Here is a 14925-nt window from a genome sequence, read left to right on the forward strand (position 1 = left end):
TGATACGTGTTTTTTAATATCCGAAGCGGTCCGGAGCTGCTTTCTCTTCGATTGTTTCGATCTTTGGTAAAAGGCTCCCTGCGACATATTCTGCAATGGCGGGGGAAGCCGTGACACCGGGAGAGTCGAGACCGGCTAAATGAATCAGCCGTTTGTGTGATCGGGAAGGCTGAATATAAAAGTCCAGATCTGCCAGACTGGATCTTACACCGGCGTAATATCTTTCCGTGTGTTCATAGGGGATATTCTGCGCAAGGCGGCTGACTTCTTCTTTTATCTCACGTATACCTGCTTCTGTCGGAAGGGCATGATGAAACATCGTCTGTTTTGTATCCGTCGGGCCGAGACGGATCGTGCCGTCCGGCTGCGGGATGATTAGAATACCTTTCGTGACTTTTGTCGGGAGGGGATAGATAATATGATGCATAAAACCTTCCGCCGCTTTTCCGAGTACAATATATTCCCCCCGCCGCGGGACAGGAGTAAACGGAAGCTCGTTTTCGATCAGCGAAGCAATCCTGGCGGAGGCGGCGCCTGCAGCATTGATGACAAAGCGGCTTTGAAACTGCCTGCCATCGGCTGTTTCCACGTCAAATACTGATCCGGCGTTTCGAATGGCGGCAACATCCGCATTCATGAAAATCCGGGCCCCATTTTTTTCCGCATTGGCTGCGAGACGGCTCGTTAAAAGCGCCGTATCTGCACTCATCGCCTCCGGCATTAAAAGTCCTCCATGAAGCGAAGGATGAAGATTCGGTTCCAGTGCGGCAAGCTCCTCTTTTTGGAGCAGTTTCATCGTGTGAATGCCTTCTTTTTCACCAGCTTTCTGAAGATGCTGGAGGCCGCTGAATTCTTCCGGTGACCGTGCTGTAACGATCGCGCCGTTTTGAAAAACGGGAACGTCAAAAGCGTCTGCAAGCTTCCGGTGGAGCATACTGCCTTCCCTGCCGAGTGTTGATTTAAGGGTCCCTTTATCCGGCGGCATCATGGCAGGAGGGTGGACGAGTGCGCTGTTGTGGGTGGACTGTACGCCGGAGAGGCGTGAGCCTTTTTCCAGAAGGGCGGTGCGGCCTTTCATGTGGGAGAGCCGGCGTGCGAGTGCTGTACCTACCACGCCTCCCCCGATGATTAGAAAGTCAAACATCTGTCTCATTCCTTTACATGAGGATTTTCCTGCTGCCAAGAGACGATGGACACTTTCAGTTTACCTCTGCCGGGATAAGAGAAACAAATGTCCTGCCCGCAGGATGCTTTCCTGTCATCGATCGGCATGGGAGTAAAGACGTGTAATTTACAAATTAAGGAATATTCGATAAGCTGTGCTGAAAAGAGCCGAGGAGGAAGATGATGGACTCCCAGACGGAACAAAAAGCTTCTTGAGGAAGTGAGAAAACTCAGACATGCGGTCGAAGCGCTGGAAGAGAAAGAAGAAAAAGCCACGGTAAGCAGCATTTTTAACTTGATTATCCGCTCGTTTCTCATCGGTGTTTTTGTCGTAGGACCCATTATTGCTGTGCTGGCCACGCTTATACCCTACTTCTTTCAGCTGCTTTTTTAGATGTACGATTTTTTAAGCCCTGTACCATATAGTAGAGCCAGCAAAGAAGAAAAACTGCCCGGATCCCATCCAGAAGCGTCATACTTCCGCCGGTGGTGAGAATTCCGAGACAGGCGCCGGTGAGAAAAGCCCCGATGGAGAAGCTGTATGTATCGCTTGGAATAAGCTCCTTTCCAAGAAGTGCTGCAGCCGCCGATGCAGCAAGAACGGCACTTAAGAGCACCCAGAGCCAGGGCAGCTGGTACTGTTCATCGAGCAGAATGAGCAGGAAAAAAGCAGGGACAATCCATGCTGCCTGCCGCTTAAGTTGTACCATGCGCTGAAACCTCCTTTTTACCATCTACGTATACTTAGAAAAGTAGTTTCAGGAAGGTGGTAAAAAGTTGAAAAAATTATGTATCATAAGCGGCGCTGTTCTGCTGATCGGCTGTTCACGTCCGGAGCAGATGAGTCAGGCCGCTTCAGCAGAGTGGATGGACAATACGCTGCATCTCAGCTGTATGAAAACCGGAGAGGGGCAGGAAATAACGATTCTGCCTCCTTACACGATAAGCAGCGAATCGTTTCAGCGTACTGACGTGAGAGGGACGGAATCGTGGACTCCCGAGACCGGGGAGGAATGGAAAGTAATCGTTCTGGAGGGGGAGGAGGCAGTGAGCGATTGGAGCGTGTATTCAGAAGTGGATACAGAAAATGCTTCCAGTAACCCGGTGTATCACGTACCGGGAAATGAAGTGCTGACAAAAAAATAACCCTCCGGAAAGCAGCTTCCGGAAGGACATGTTCACTTAAATAGTTTCCGCATCATTTTTCCTGTCGCTTTCCCGGTTACCCGTCGTCCAACACGGCGGCCGACCCGGCCGCGGCGGACCGCATTAATGTCATTGGAAATACGGAGCGCCTTGTATAAAAACGATTTAAGAGACACAGCCATCATTCCTTTCCTGTGCGTATTGTCGTAAGACTATCATGCCGGAAAAAGGCAGACGATGTCAATACAGTATAGGGAAAGATTGGAACCAGGATAGCAGTGGCGAAATACATAAGAACTCTATAATTCAGAAAGGAGGCACCTATGCGCATCGACTACATCCTTATTTTCGTGATCGGGCTGCTTGTCGGTATGTTCCTGCTTGCACCGCTTTTCGGAAACTAAGCGTATTTTTCGTTGAAAGAATATCCAGATGTAAAGAATGCTTCTACTGGTTCAAGTCACCCAGTAGAAGCATTTTCACTAATGTGCTTTAAGAACTACTGTAAATTAATTTCAACCGTTTCTGTACCCCAAAAGCCAGTCTGCCCCTGCATAATTGAACTTTCTACATCTACATCTGCCCCTGTTTCAAATACTACTTTCCCTGACTTTTCCAGTCCGGGATTTACTTGTTCTAAAAAGAAATCGTCTTCATCTGTCATCGCCATTATTACTTCTCCACTTCGAGCTGGTTCATATTCTGCTCCTTCAGAAGAATACAGTTTAAAAAACGAGGAATCAATCGTCAATGCTTCATCTCGATCGTTCGATACTGTAACATCCAGGATAACAAATTTACCTGAAGTAGTAGCAGGATCCATAAACTCGCCGCCACCAAGTTCTTCGGCTTCTTCAACACTATTTACTGTAAATGCAACATCGTTAATTTCTGCCGGCTCACCAACACCCACAGATTCTACTGCATTAGATTCCTCTGCATTATTCGTTCCTTCATTTGTGTTCTCCGAATTCTCGTCAGGTGAAGTAGTATTATCAGATTCAGCGGACTCCTCAGGCTCTTCCAAATTACTGTTTGAATCTTCTACTGTCTCTTCAGCTGCAGAAGTATCTTCCGCTGTTTCTTGTGTTTCTTCATCACCTACGATAGCAGCCACGACTGCTAAGGCTATGAGTCCTAAAAATGCATAAAGACCCCATTTAAGTAACTTTTTCATTAGTAATCCCCCTTAATATAATATAAATGGTTTTATATACCATATTAATAGTAAAACAAACGTGTGAAGGTTTGTCTATAAGTATTAGGTCTTTTATTTATAAAATATCGGGATTAAGTACCGGAAGAAGCTGGAAGGAAGACGTGTTTCCCCTCATCTGCCGGAGGGTATAGAGGTAGAAGTACATAGGAGGAGGGGTCGGTTATGGAGAAAGGGTATTATCGTGAACTGGGGAAAACAGGCATTCGTCTGTCCCCGGTCGGACTCGGCTGCTGGCAGTTCAGTAAAGGCCAGGGAGCTGTTGGGAAATATTGGGACAGCATCGAGGACGAAACAATGACATCGATCGTGAAAACGTCATTGGAAGGCGGCATCAACTGGTTTGACACAGCAGAGGTCTACGGCAAAGGGGCATCGGAACAGGCGCTTGCAGCCTCACTGGACAAGCTGGACGTCCCTTTTGAAGACGCGCTTATCGCGACAAAATGGTGGCCGATGCTCCGGAATGCGGATTCACTGGTAAACACGATTGAAGCGCGGAAGGACGCGCTGAATCAGCGGCCGATCAGCCTCTATCAAATACATCAGCCGTTCTCTTATTCCAGCGTGCGGCGCCAGATGGAGAAAATGGCAAAACTTTACCGTGATGGTCACATCGGTGCTGTCGGTGTCAGTAATTTCAGCGTAAAAAAGATGATCGAAGCGCACGATGTTCTGGCCGAATACGATATCCCGCTCGCGTCCAACCAGGTGAAATACAGCCTGCTGGACCGAAGCATTGAAACAAACGGTCTGCTCGAAGAAGCCCGGAAGCGGAGCATCGCCATAATTGCTTACTCGCCGCTTGAACAAGGTCTGTTAACAGGGAAGTTCCACCACGATCCGGACCGGATTAAATTATCAAAAGGACCGCGGAAATGGCTTGGATGGTTTAAGAAAGAAGGACTCGAACGTTCCCAGCCCCTCATCGATGTGCTCGAGCATTACGCCGATCAATATCAGGTCAGCGTGTCTGAAATCGTCCTCAATTGGATGATCCATTTCCACCAGGAGCAGTTTTTCGTTATTCCCGGAGCTTCGAGGGTGGAGCAGGCGGAAGCAAATGCGCACAGCATGAACTTTGAACTGCATCAAAAAGAGCTTGATCTCATTTCGGAAACGGCCTGGGACGTATTGGACCGGAAAAAGTAAAGACTGAGAAAGGAGGCACCGGTGCGCTGGAGCCTCCTTTTTTCTGTGCGTAAAGCAAAGCGGAATCTAGTCCTTCCGGGGCTGAATCAGCTCCAGGCGGTTCCCAAACGGGTCGCGGCACTCAAACCGGTCAAATCCTGGAATCGGAACGGAAGAGATCACGGTCGTTCCGGCTTTCTCAAGCCGATCCTGCCATCCTTCCAGGTCCGTTACTTCATACGCTACATGTCCTTTCGTTGCATACCGGTCTACACCGTCCTCTGTGCCGACGTGAATCTCCAGCTCCCCGGCAGCAAGCCAGAAGCCGCCCCTGCCCTGCAGCGCCTTCGGTTTCTCCACTTTCTTCAACCTAAGTATGTCACAATAAAACGCTTCCGCTTCCTTTTCCTTCCCCGGCGATATCGTAATTTGTACATGATGAATCCCACGGATCATTTACAACACTCCTCTCTTCATTCCATACCACATCTCTGCATTCTTCTTTAAAATCTTTTTCGACGCTTCCGGCGAAAAAGACGTTTCGATCAGCCGCACGTCGTCCTTATGAAATGGTCTCGGTGCTCTCGTGGACGGCAGATCCGTTCCGAACATCAATACATCAGGATGCCTTTCGTAAATGTCTCTCATCGCAGCAGCCGGGTTCATGTTCAGTCTGCCGAAACCGCTGGCCTTCACACGGACGCCTGTCTCCGCAAGTGAAAGGAGTGAACAAAAACCCTCCTGCGTCAGTCCGAGATGATCGATCGTTACTGCAGGCAGATCCCGGAGAAAATCGAAAAGTGGAGGCAGTGAAGCAGAAGAGATATAAAACTCCGTATGCCATCCGCAGACATCATATACAAATTCTGCTGTACGTTTTATCGTCTGCAGATCCTTTTTTCCACCCCGGTGCAGGTTTATTCTATGTCCGCGGACGCCGTTTTCATGAAGCTTCAGGATCTCTTCGGCTGTATAGTTTTCCGGCAGTTCCGCCACTCCGCAGTAAGCAGGACCGAGTGTTTTCAGCGCTTCCACAAGATAGGATGTGTCGGTTCCCTGAAAAGAGCCGGATACACAGACGCCTCCGGTTATACCGAGTCTGGACGCCTTCTGTTGATAAGCTGCAGCTGTGAACGCAGGGGGCAGGTAGCCTTGATTCAGCTGCAGCGGAAACCTGGGATCGATGATGTGGAAATGAGCATCGAACATGATTTTTCTCCTTTCAGAGATCGTTATCATCTATATAAATTATACCATAATATGTAAATAAAATGGAGCAGACAAGTGTTCTAAGAAATGGAGTTATTTATTTGGGACTTTTTTATAAACACATCGTTATTCCTAAATATAGGATTTACTTTAAGACTATCTGTGCATTAAACTATCTAAAGACGTATTTCTTTAGGGGGATTTTCACGTGGGAAGCAAATGGAGTATTACCGGAAAAATCAATATGCTCGTATTCTCTATTCTGACAGTGACAGCAGGACTGCTTGCCCTGGTTGTGTATGTTCAGGTGACGGAAGGCATCAAATCTCAGGCTGCTGAGAAAGCAGCCGGGGATCTGGCCACTACATACGCCTACCTGGATGAAGCACTGGACGGGGAGTGGCAGGTGCAAAATGGGGAGCTGTATAAAGGGGATATCCGGCTGAATGAGAATTTCGAGTTAATCGATGAAATCGGCAGCTGGATTGACGGAACCGTAACCGTTTTCCAGCAGGATACACGAGTCGCGACAAATGTTGAAGTAGAAGGAGAACGAGCAGTAGGTACACAGGTTTCTGACGAAGTGGCTGAAGTGGTGCTGAATCAGGGGGAGACGTTCTACGGAGAAGCAGATGTCGTCGGAACTCCTTATCAGACCGCCTATCGTCCACTGGAAAATGAAGCAGGGGATATTATCGGCATCTGGTATGTCGGGGCATCGGAAGGACAGGTTCAGGAAACGGTCACTTCTATAATGACAGTATTTCTTCTCGTTCTCGCAGGCGTTTTTCTCGCAGCGGCACTGGTGACTTACTTCTTTATGCGTTCGTTAAAACGACGTCTGAAAGGACTGAGCAGTGTAATGGAAGCGGCGGGACGCGGAGATTTCACAAAGGAACTGCCGGTGGAAACGAAAGATGAGATTGGGGTCGTGGCAGAATCGTATCATCAAATGAGAGAGCAGCTGCAGCGGCTTCTCGGCAAGGTAAGCGAAGCTTCCTCGGAAGTCGCTTCTTCATCTGCTCAGCTGTCTGCAAGCTCCAGCGAAACGAGTGATGCGACGAATGCGATTGCGGAGGCGATTCAGACGGTGGCTGGAGATTCGGAGAAGCAGCTTCATTTTACAAAAGATACATCAGAAATGATGACGGATACCGAACAGCATCTAAAAACGATGGCAAGCCGGATCAGTGACATGAACACGACGGCTGATGAGATGAAAAACGAAGCAGGGAAGGGGACCGAAGTCATTCATCGGAGCGTCAAAGAGATGGAGCAGGTTCAGCATCAGACCGAAGTGCTGGAAGGAAAGCTTGAGGCTTTGGTGGAAAAATCGAGCAGTATCGGGGAAATTATACAAATGATCACGTCGGTTTCGGAACAGACGAACCTCCTGGCATTAAATGCGGCCATTGAAGCTGCCCGGGCCGGCGAGCATGGAAAAGGATTTGCCGTAGTGGCAGAAGAAGTACGAAAGCTTGCAGAACAGTCGAGTGCCTCTGCGGGGGAAATCGAGACGATGATTGAGGATATCAGGGCAGTTATTTCTGAATCTGAAAAAGAAATGGCTCAAAATCGAAGCACGGTTGCTTCCGGAGCAGCTGCCGTCGAAGAAGCAGGGGGAAGTTTCGAGCGGATCCGGAGGAAAATTGAGCAGACAAACAGTGCCGTGCAGGATGTCACGGAAGCGGTCGGTCAAATGGAAAATAGAGTGCAGAAAGGACGGGAGGCTGTGTCTTCGACAGAGGCTGTGGCGGAAACGACCGCCGGGCATACGCAGAATATTGCCGCTTCCGCTGAAGAGCAGCTTGCTTCGATGGAAGAAGTGCATGCTTCCGCGGAAAGGCTCAGCTACATGGCAGACCGTCTTCAGGAGGAAATGAACACATTCCATTTCGAAAAAGGGGAAGGTGTTGCATAGAACAGGCCCACCCTCTATGATTAATGGAGAAGAAATGAGAGGGGTGTCTGTTCGTGCAGCTGGAATTTATAAAAGTGCATGGGTCGAAGAATGATTTTGTATTAATTGATGAAATGGAAGGCACAGCGCTTTCGGAAGAGCAGCTCCGGGATATTTCCCGGGAGCTTTCCCGCCGGGACGGTGCCATCGGCTCAGATGGGCTTCTTGCTGTTCTGCCGAGCACGTCGGGGGACGCACAGATGCGCATGTTCAACAGCGACGGCAGTGAAGCAGAAATGTGCGGCAACGGTCTGCGCTGTGCAGCACGTTATGCCGCTGAAAAATTGGGCCGGGAAGAGCTCGTCATGGAGACGATGAAAGCCGATCTGAACTGTGCCAAAGTTCCGGATGTGTTCGATGGTGTCCAAACGTATGAAGTAGCGATTGAGCCGGTCTCCCTTGTGCCGCAGGAGGTACCGATCAACCGGGAGAAAGATGTACGCGGGGAGGTACTTCCAGAACTGAAAAGTGAGCGCCGGTTTACAGCGCTGAGCGTACCGAATCCGCATCTCGTCACCATTGTCGATGCGGTCGATGATGAGGAAGTAGAGGAAGTCGGCCGGAGAGCGAATGAAGCTTCGGAGCTGATGCCTAACGGCACGAATGTCAGCTTCGTTCAAATTCTTGATGATCACACGATTTTTGTACGTACCTATGAACGCGGTGTCGGCCTGACGAATGCGTGCGGAACGGCGATGTCTGCCTCTACACTGACAGCAGTGCTGCATGGGCATGTTCCTGCCGGGGACGTCATCACGGTTATTAACCGCGGCGGGATGGTGCAGACCGTTGTGCTCGGGGAAGAAAGGAGCTGGCGCATCCGTCTCCGTGGGAACGCCACCGTAGAAGGGGCCGGCACGGTACTTTTTCATGAAGACGGCAGGGCGGAACTCATTCACTATGAAGAATTTGAAGACGAGCAGGATGCTTACAGCCGTATGGTGTCCGCTGCTTCAGCTTCAAGGCAGCGGTAATTCCATACAAACGACCGAAACTGTCTGTGCGGCCCCGGGCCCTGCAGGCAGTTTTTTGCAGGGAAATCTGTACAAGCGGAACCGGATTATATGAATGGGGAGAATAGAAGAACGGCTGCTGCAAGAAGTAAAGCACTCCCCGCCGTTCCGGCAACGAGGTACATGCTTTTCCCGTCAGCATACCAGGCTGCAAAAGCGGTGGCGAAACCGCCGGACGAAAGAAGCGTGAGAAGGGCTGCCTGTACGACCTCAGGCATTCCGAGCGGAAGTATGATTATAAAGAATCCTGCGGATAGAAAAAGGATCAGCAGTATCGAAGCTGTTCGTCCCCAGTTACTAATAGGCAAAGCGGTTCTTCCTTTCGTTTTTTTTTTTTTTTGGTATAATTCTGGAAGGAATAGTGCAGTAGAAAGGAGCCAGTGATGCATTACAGTCTATTGTTATTTATGTTTGTTCCGGCGCTGCTGACGTTTCTGATTTATCAGGAGCAGGCAGGCATCGAATTATTTTTCCACCCGGATATCATTATGAATGCTCTCCTCGGCGGGATTTTTTACCTGCTGCTGGAGCTGCACCGCGGAACTGTGGATACACGCGGAAAGGAACAGAAAAACAGATCGTGAGAAAAAGGCAGCCGGGAGCTTTTCCCGGCTGCCTTTTTCATCGCTGTCAGCGTTTATTCATTTCGGCCGGTTTCGGTCCTTTGCGGATACCGCGGTCGAGGTTGTGGATGATTTCCATCTCGTCGTCTGTAAGTTCGAAATCAAAAACATCGATGTTTTCTTTAATCCGGGACGGTGTCACGGACTTTGGAATGACGATCGTTTTATTCTGCAGGTGCCAGCGGAGAATAACCTGGGCACCGGTTTTACCGTGGTCGTCAGCAATATTCTTCACGACCGGGTGATTCAGCACTTCGCCGCCCTGCATCAGAGGACTCCATGCCTCGACATAAATGTCATTCTCATGACAGAACGTCTTCAGTTCATCCTGTGCGAGAAATGGATGGCACTCCACCTGGTTCAGCACCGGCTTTACGTCACACTCATCCAGCAGGCGCTGGAGATGATCAGCGTCAAAGTTGCACACACCGATCGCTTTCACTTTTCCGTCATGATAGAGTTTCTCCATCGCTTTAAACGTCTCAACGTAATCATCGAATTCCGGCGTCGGCCAGTGGATCAGGTAGAGGTCTACGTAATCGAGACCGAGCCGCTCAAGTGATTCATCAAACGCCCGGAGTGTGTTGTCATACCCCTGGTCGGAGTTCCACACCTTTGTTGTGATGAAAAGATCTTCACGCGGAACGTCCACTTCTTTCAGCGCGCGGCCGACCCCGTTTTCGTTTTTATATATCATGGCTGTGTCAATCGAGCGGTAACCGGCTTTTACCGCCTCTTTTACCGCTTCTGTTGCTTCATCATCGCCGACCTGCCAGACTCCAAAGCCCAGCTGCGGCATTTTCACTCCGTTATTCAGCGTTACATAATCCATATTCAAAACCCTCCTTCGTCGGTTTGCCTATTCCCTGCAGGTAAAAGGATCAAACGTCGTCTGCAACTGCTGCAGCAAGAGCCACGTGAACCATCTCGTTGAACGTTTCCTGGCGCTCCTGGGAAGAAGTCTCTTCGCCTGTAATGATATGGTCACTGACCGTCAATACCGACAGCGCCTGCACGCCGAATCTTGCCGCGAGCGTGTACAGGGCGGAAGATTCCATTTCAACTGCAAGCACCTGGTGACGCGCGAGCATCGGGATCAGGTCTTTGTCTTCATTGTAGAAAATGTCGCTTGTGAAGACGTTGCCGACGTTCACAGACAATCCCTGTGCCACAGCGCCGTCATACGCTTTTTTCAAGAGAGAGAAGTCAGCGGTCGGGGCGAAATCAATTCCCTTGAACTCATGCTGATTCACGCCGGAATTCGTCGTGGCACTCATACCGAGGATGACGTCGCGTACTTTCACGTCTTTTTGAATAGCTCCGCACGTGCCGACACGGATCAGCTTTTTCACACCGAACTCATTAATCAGTTCATGCGCGTAAATAGAAATGGACGGAACGCCCATGCCGGTGCCCTGTACCGATACGCGCTTTCCTTTGTACGTGCCTGTAAACCCGTACATGCCGCGGACATCGTTATATTTTACCGCATCCTCCAGAAAGTTTTCTGCGATATACTGTGCGCGCAGCGGATCTCCTGGAAGCAGAATCGCTTCTGCAATATCTCCTTGATTGGCTCCAATATGTACACTCATTGTATCCAGCTCCTTTTCGTCAACTAGGCAGAAAGCACCTGTAACGCTAATTTATCACAACCGGGATAGGGAATCAAAAGGGAGGCGCTTCCATTCTGGCAGGGAACGGAAAAATGAGGTATACTAATTGGTAGAATCGTGGAAATGAGGGAACGCGACTATGGAAGTGTGTGACATCCGCTATGGTGCCGTACAGGTGCTTGACCGTTCACTGGCAGAAGATATCGTTTCCGCAGGCGGTACCGTCCTGCTCCGGTCAGGTACTATTCTGCACGCAAGACATCTGGAATTACTATTAAAACACGGAATCAATCAGGTGCGGGTGGAAGGCTGGTCTCCGATGAGCGATCAGCTGGAGTGGAAATTTCATGAAGAAGCACCGTTGTTCAGTACGCACTACCAGACTGTTTTTTCTTCACTCGAAACGCTTTTTGAGGAGGTCGGGAGAGGGGAGACGCCCGATGCGGAAGAGACTGTCAAAAGTTTTGACACACTCGTTCAGGATGCATTGAGCCACCAGCGCGTCTACCTGGTTCTTCAGCAGATCCGCGGCCATGATATGTACACGTACCGCCACAGCATTCATGTCGGCCTCTGGTGCGCGCTCATTGCCAGGATTAACGGCTACAATGAAGAAGATGTTCTGGAATTCGGCCGTGCCGGGCTGCTTCATGATATCGGAAAACTCCGTATTCCAAAACACATCATTCAGAAAAAAGGATCGCTGACCGATGAAGAATTCGCAGAAATTAAGCGCCACCCGGAGTATGGTGTGGAATTATTAGAGCCGAAAGGCTATTCTTCCCTTATCCTGGACGGCACGCTGCTGCATCATGAACGACTGGATGGATCCGGCTATCCGTTCGGCCGGAAAGCAAAAGATCTGCCGCCTGCTGCCCGTATAACCGGGGTGGCAGACGTGTATGACGCTGTTTCATCAGACCGGCCGTATCAGCAGCGGCGGTCCCCGCTTTCTGCGCTGCAGCTGATAGCCGACGAGTTATACAGCGGCAGGCTCTGCGGTGTTTTCGGCTATCCGTTTGTCTCCCATATGCTGAAAGCCTACGTAGGGGCGGATGTGCTGCTGTCTGACGGCAGAACCGGGCATATCCTCCGGATTCCGATGGAAGCGATCGAGTCGCCGGTTATTCTTTCCGGCACGACGATTATCAATCTGAAGGATGAAGCAGACCTCCGCATATTGGATATCGTGGAAAAACAATAGCAGGCACTCCCATCACGGGGGTGCCTGTTTTCTCTGTGATCCGTTACAACCGGCAGTTGTAAAGACTGCCGGTCAGCTGATTTCCAGAAGCTCTTCGACAATCAGACCGGTCGGCACTTCCGGATGCCGGAGCTGCCTGATATGTGCTTCTTCCAGAATAGCTGAAAAGGAAGGGCCCGGCTTCCTGCCGGCATCGATCAGGTGCTGACCACGGATCCATTCTTTTACCCGGACACGGCGGCGCAGGTAATCGAGGGCTGCATGCCGCTCTTCCGGCTCCATTAGACAAACAGCGGGAAGAATCCAGCCGATCCGGTAATCATGAAAGCGCCGGTGGAATCCGGCGAGTGTGTTTTCCTGGCCGGGTGAAAGCCAGCGTTTCCAGCAGGCCAGCAGCTGCTCCTCCGCTTTATACACCGCCAGCTTTTCGAGAGAATCCAGCTCTGTCCGGCTGCAGTAAAGGAGGATTCTGCTGAGCCATCCGCTCCGCTCGTCAAAAATACGTTCGAGACGCGTAAGAGCGCCGAGCCGTCTTTTTGCTTCCTCAAGTGAAACAGGGGAGCCGAGGAGATGCTCCTCCAGATGGAGTCTGCTGAAACTCTGGAAAGCCGCACGTGGATCGGCTTCCGTAAACAGCCGGGATAATTCCGAAGCGAGACGTTCGCCGGAAACGGACTGAAGCAGCGGTGCTGCCTCACCTGCCAGAAACTTTGTCTGCGTGTCCATCTGAAAAGAGAATCTCGTTTCAAAGCGTACAGCCCGGAGAATCCGGGTCGGATCTTCCACAAAACTTAAGTTATACAATACCCGGATCCGCTTATCCCAGATATCCTGAAGGCCGTTGAAATAATCGGTCAGCTCGCCGAATGTATCAGGATGCAGGGAGACGGCCAGCGTGTTCATCGTAAAATCGCGCCGGAACAGATCTTCCTTCAGCGTAGACAGCTCCACACTAGGGAGTGCTGCTGGAAAATCATAGTATTCCGTACGGGCACTCGTCAGATCAACATGGACATGCTCAGGCGTTACCCAGGTGGCGGTGCGGAACGTTTCATGCGGCCGGACACGTCCACCGAATTGTCCCCGAAGAATTTCTGCAAACGAAATCGCGTCACCCTCAATCACAACATCGAGATCTTCATTCGCTCTGCCAAGAAAAATATCCCGGACGATCCCTCCGATGAGATAAAGCTGGAGTGAGGAAGCTGCAGCGGTTTCCCCAATCGTGCGGAGAAGGTGGATGGCGTCCGCCGGAAGCACACGTTCAAGCGTTTTTGTCACCTGCCGCTTCACCGGCATCCGGGGTGCTGCTTCCGTCGGCATCCGGCCGTGCATTGCCTGAATGACGTCCGTTCTTGAAACAATGCCGATCAGTTTCTCATTCTCCAGCACCGGGAGGCGTCCGACCTGTTTTTCAATCATGAGGGAACGGACGGTCTCAAGCGTCGCCTCCGGACTCGTCGTGACAGGTGTACGCTGCATAAATCCTTTCACCGGCGCATGACCCAGCCCGTGATGAAGCGCCTTGTCCACATCCCGCCTGGAAATAACACCGATCAGCTTCTCCTCCTCGACGACCGGAAAACCGGTATGCCCATAACGGTACAGCATTTTGGAAGCCTGCTCCACAGACGTATCCGGGGCTATGACTCTGGCAGGAGACGACATCAGCGTCCGTGCAGTAAGCATCGGAGAAACGATAGCAGGAAGCTTCTTCTCCACCTCTTCCAACACGCGCGCAAACGTCCAGTCCCGGATCGTGGCGGAGGCCGCCTGGGCATGTCCGCCGCCCGAGAATCCCTCCATCAGCGGACGGAAATCGATCTGAGGCGCCTGCGCCCGGGACGTAAGAAAGATTTTCTTTCCCATCCGGGCTGCGGCAATTACGCCGTCCACGCCGGAGATCTGCAGCAGCTTCCGCGTGATGTGAGCGAGGTGTCCCGTATAAAACTCCTGCTCTGAGCGGCACAGAAGCAGCTCCACCCCCTGAATCGTGATCGGACGGCTGTGTTCAAGAAGGTCCTGAAACAGCGCCTGCTGCTCTGCCGTCAGCGGCACCTCCCGAAACTGATCGACGACCTCCAGGTTAGCGCCGTTTTCCAGAAGAAATGCTCCGGCAGAGAGGTCTCGCGGTGTCGTACCGGGAAGCGTAAAAGACTCTGTATCCGAATAAAGCCCCAGCGCGAGAGCCGTCGCTTCAAGCGGGGAGATCGATATTTCTTTTTCCTGGAGTGATTCTGTCAAAAGTGTGACACACGCTCCCACCGGTTCACGACGGTATTCACCAAGCACCGGGAAATCCGGTTTTTCCCCGCTGTGATGATCGATCACGTGCATCACCGTTTCTTCAGGGAGCTCCGGCACCTGAGCATCCACCGTATCCGTATCCACCAGAATCACTTCCGACACATCCTCCCACGGACACTCATGCGGACGAAGAAACGGAAATACATCCCGGTAAATCGTCAAAAAATGTTCCACCTCCGACGTCGTCCGCTGCGGCAGAACCGCCTTGGCCTCCGGATAAAGCAGCCCCGCCGCAATCATGGACGCACAAGCATCAAAATCCGCATTATTATGAGAAAGAATGATTTGCATAAAATCCCGCCTTCATCCATCAACTCGTGCTACACTTTGAGTATA

General features: G+C 50.9%; 17 protein-coding genes. 7 read left to right on the plus strand and 10 right to left on the minus strand.

The window, feature by feature from the left end; translation table 11 throughout:
• Positions 1–13: 13 nt before the first annotated feature.
• Positions 14–1153 (minus strand): NAD(P)/FAD-dependent oxidoreductase, encoded by a 1140-nt coding sequence (locus C6I21_RS11405; RefSeq protein ID WP_105959609.1) that lies wholly within the window; start codon positions 1151–1153, stop codon positions 14–16.
• 231 nt (positions 1154–1384) lie between these two features.
• On the opposite strand from C6I21_RS11405, the gene C6I21_RS16560 reads away from it, so the two are divergent.
• Positions 1385–1558 carry a hypothetical protein gene (locus C6I21_RS16560; RefSeq protein ID WP_181186220.1) on the plus strand — a complete coding sequence of 58 codons (174 nt, stop codon included), beginning with the start codon at positions 1385–1387 and terminating at the stop codon, positions 1556–1558.
• Here the strand turns inward: C6I21_RS16560 and C6I21_RS11410 are convergent.
• Positions 1527–1874 carry a hypothetical protein gene (locus tag C6I21_RS11410; RefSeq protein ID WP_105959610.1) on the minus strand — a complete coding sequence of 116 codons (348 nt, stop codon included), beginning with the start codon at positions 1872–1874 and terminating at the stop codon, positions 1527–1529. The two genes, C6I21_RS16560 and C6I21_RS11410, sit on opposite strands and share 32 nt — an antisense overlap.
• A 67-nt stretch (positions 1875–1941) precedes the next feature.
• On the opposite strand from C6I21_RS11410, the gene C6I21_RS11415 reads away from it, so the two are divergent.
• Positions 1942–2310, plus strand: a complete 369-nt coding sequence (locus C6I21_RS11415; RefSeq protein ID WP_105959611.1) for a hypothetical protein — start codon at positions 1942–1944, stop codon at positions 2308–2310.
• Between the two features lie 32 nt (positions 2311–2342).
• Here C6I21_RS11415 and C6I21_RS16565 read toward each other — a convergent pair whose 3' ends face one another.
• Positions 2343–2495 carry a hypothetical protein gene (locus C6I21_RS16565; protein WP_181186221.1) on the minus strand — a complete coding sequence of 51 codons (153 nt, stop codon included), beginning with the start codon at positions 2493–2495 and terminating at the stop codon, positions 2343–2345.
• Positions 2496–2809: 314 nt separating this feature from the next.
• Positions 2810–3487 (minus strand): DUF4352 domain-containing protein, encoded by a 678-nt coding sequence (locus tag C6I21_RS11420; RefSeq protein WP_105959612.1) that lies wholly within the window; start codon positions 3485–3487, stop codon positions 2810–2812.
• 204 nt (positions 3488–3691) lie between these two features.
• On the opposite strand from C6I21_RS11420, the gene C6I21_RS11425 reads away from it, so the two are divergent.
• Positions 3692–4678, plus strand: coding sequence for an aldo/keto reductase (locus C6I21_RS11425; protein ID WP_105959613.1), 987 nt, complete (start codon positions 3692–3694; stop codon positions 4676–4678).
• A 66-nt stretch (positions 4679–4744) separates the two neighbouring features.
• Here the strand turns inward: C6I21_RS11425 and C6I21_RS11430 are convergent, their stop codons facing one another.
• Together C6I21_RS11430 and C6I21_RS11435 are read right to left on the minus strand one after the other, a co-directional pair.
• On the minus strand, positions 4745–5113 hold the full coding sequence (locus tag C6I21_RS11430) for a VOC family protein (protein ID WP_105959614.1): 369 nt from the start codon (positions 5111–5113) through the stop codon (positions 4745–4747).
• Complete coding sequence (locus tag C6I21_RS11435) at positions 5114–5866, minus strand: amidohydrolase family protein (protein ID WP_245411621.1); 753 nt, start codon at positions 5864–5866, stop codon at positions 5114–5116.
• A 208-nt stretch (positions 5867–6074) separates the two neighbouring features.
• Between C6I21_RS11435 and C6I21_RS11440 the strand changes: the two genes are divergently transcribed.
• Positions 6075–7787 (plus strand): methyl-accepting chemotaxis protein, encoded by a 1713-nt coding sequence (locus C6I21_RS11440; RefSeq protein ID WP_105959616.1) that lies wholly within the window; start codon positions 6075–6077, stop codon positions 7785–7787.
• A gap of 53 nt (positions 7788–7840) precedes the next feature.
• On the plus strand, positions 7841–8800 hold the full coding sequence (dapF, locus tag C6I21_RS11445; RefSeq protein WP_181186222.1) for a diaminopimelate epimerase: 960 nt from the start codon (positions 7841–7843) through the stop codon (positions 8798–8800).
• A gap of 86 nt (positions 8801–8886) precedes the next feature.
• Here dapF and C6I21_RS16570 read toward each other — a convergent pair whose 3' ends face one another.
• Positions 8887–9057: a hypothetical protein gene (locus C6I21_RS16570; protein ID WP_181186223.1), complete on the minus strand. Its 171-nt coding sequence runs from the start codon at positions 9055–9057 to the stop codon at positions 8887–8889.
• Positions 9058–9219: 162 nt separating this feature from the next.
• On the opposite strand from C6I21_RS16570, the gene C6I21_RS16210 reads away from it, so the two are divergent.
• The gene (locus tag C6I21_RS16210; RefSeq protein ID WP_181186224.1) at positions 9220–9423 is read left to right on the plus strand and encodes a hypothetical protein; all 204 of its coding nucleotides are present in this window, start codon (positions 9220–9222) and stop codon (positions 9421–9423) included.
• A gap of 46 nt (positions 9424–9469) precedes the next feature.
• Here C6I21_RS16210 and C6I21_RS11455 read toward each other — a convergent pair whose 3' ends face one another.
• Both C6I21_RS11455 and deoD read right to left on the minus strand, forming a co-directional pair.
• Entirely contained in the window at positions 9470–10294 is an 825-nt protein-coding gene (locus tag C6I21_RS11455; protein ID WP_105959619.1) for an aldo/keto reductase, read from the minus strand.
• A gap of 49 nt (positions 10295–10343) precedes the next feature.
• The gene (deoD, locus tag C6I21_RS11460; protein ID WP_105959620.1) at positions 10344–11057 is read right to left on the minus strand and encodes a purine-nucleoside phosphorylase; all 714 of its coding nucleotides are present in this window, start codon (positions 11055–11057) and stop codon (positions 10344–10346) included.
• Positions 11058–11217: 160 nt separating this feature from the next.
• Between deoD and C6I21_RS11465 the strand changes: the two genes are divergently transcribed.
• A complete protein-coding gene (locus C6I21_RS11465; protein ID WP_105959621.1) occupies positions 11218–12282 on the plus strand; it encodes an HD-GYP domain-containing protein in 1065 nt (354 codons plus the stop codon).
• A 72-nt stretch (positions 12283–12354) separates the two neighbouring features.
• Here the strand turns inward: C6I21_RS11465 and C6I21_RS11470 are convergent, their stop codons facing one another.
• Entirely contained in the window at positions 12355–14880 is a 2526-nt protein-coding gene (locus C6I21_RS11470) for a CBS domain-containing protein (RefSeq protein WP_105959622.1), read from the minus strand.
• Positions 14881–14925 lie beyond the last annotated feature (45 nt).

This window comes from Alkalicoccus urumqiensis (assembly GCF_002993335.1).
Classification (GTDB): Bacteria; Bacillota; Bacilli; order Bacillales; family Salisediminibacteriaceae; genus Alkalicoccus; species Alkalicoccus urumqiensis.